The 1,227-nt window shown below is 39.8% G+C and carries 1 protein-coding gene and 1 pseudogene; both read left to right on the forward strand.

Features of this window, described 5'->3' with window-relative positions:
* Positions 1-635: 635 nt before the first annotated feature.
* Positions 636-986, forward strand: coding sequence for an ASCH domain-containing protein (locus BAU27_RS11800; RefSeq protein ID WP_071770972.1), 351 nt, complete (start codon positions 636-638; stop codon positions 984-986).
* Positions 987-1,004: 18 nt separating this feature from the next.
* A pseudogene (locus tag BAU27_RS32635) lies at positions 1,005-1,227 on the forward strand (hypothetical protein); the annotation flags it as partial.

Raw genomic sequence — 1,227 nt, forward strand, 5'->3', positions numbered from 1 at the left:
CATCAAGATTCCCCAAATTAATTTCTTTCCCATCTTTTTTTACAAATCGAAACGTAATTTTTTCATTGTTTTCCATGTTCTCACCACCTTTGTAATATTAAATGACTAAAGAATGATAATGGATTGGACAAGGGTATTTTTTTACAACTATGTGCACCTCGCCCACAATGAAGGGTGTATTCCTATGACTACTTTCCATCAGGCTGAATCGGATTCCTCCCACATACTCAGGTCAAGTCGTTCAGTTTTCAGCTGGAACGCCATAGCCTTAAATAAAGCTGTCTTAGTGGAAACCTCCTAGTTATGTCACTGCACTCATAATAGCTTCGCACCTCATCACCACATCAGGTTTGAAACCCGGTTGATTCGCGAATCTATTTTCCAACTCTCTCGAGAGTTTATAGCAACAGTATATAAAAAATTAATGTTATTTTATGCATAAGCAATTACCCTACAAAATAGACATTTTTGTCAAACTTTTTTACTAATTATCAATCTTTATTTTAAATCTACAGTATGTATAAACATTGTATGAAAGTTTGTTATCCCTATTATGTAGAAACTTGCTATATAGAATAATTTTTTTATATGATAAAGTTGGCTTATGCTTAAATGAAAAAAGGAGAGTGACTCAGATGACAAACCAAAATGAAACAAACGCTTTACCACCAAAAACATGTACGATTGAACGTCTCATTACGATTCAGGAGGACATTGAAAAAGTACTTGCAGGACAGAAAACGGCTACTCGCCGCAACGGGAGATATGCGGATGTCGGGGAAGTGATGGAGTTTCAAGGTCACCGGTATGTTGTGGAGAAGGTCTATTCGCAGTCACTTGGCGAATTGACTGATGAGCATGCACGTCAAGAAGGCTATGCGAATGTGGAGGAATATAAACAATCTATCCTGTCGCTTCACCCTGGCATGCCGTGGCTGCCAAATATGAGAGTTTGGGTTCATGAGTTCCATCCCATCGAAGGTTAATGTGATTTAAGGATGGACATATTGTATCGACTACTTCTGTATGTACATATTTTTAGTGTAATCTTATCCATCGGCCCGTTTTTTGTATTGCTTCCGCTCATCAAAAAATTGCGGGCTACAGAGGACCGAACACAGCAGGCTTATCTGGATGTATTCCGATTTTCGGTCAGGCTGGCCAAGCATGCCGGGCATGTGCTGGTTGCATCCGGGGTTCTGCTTGTACTGGCGGGCCCTTGGACTT

The sequence above is a fragment of the Bacillus sp. NH11B genome (assembly GCF_001884205.1).
Classification (GTDB): Bacteria; Bacillota; Bacilli; order Bacillales; family Bacillaceae_G; genus Bacillus_A; species Bacillus_A proteolyticus.

Coding starts and splice junctions, on each gene's coding strand:
- BAU27_RS11800 (WP_071770972.1), top strand. CDS start 636: ATGACAAACCAAAATGAAACAAACGCTTTACCACCAAAAACATGTACG.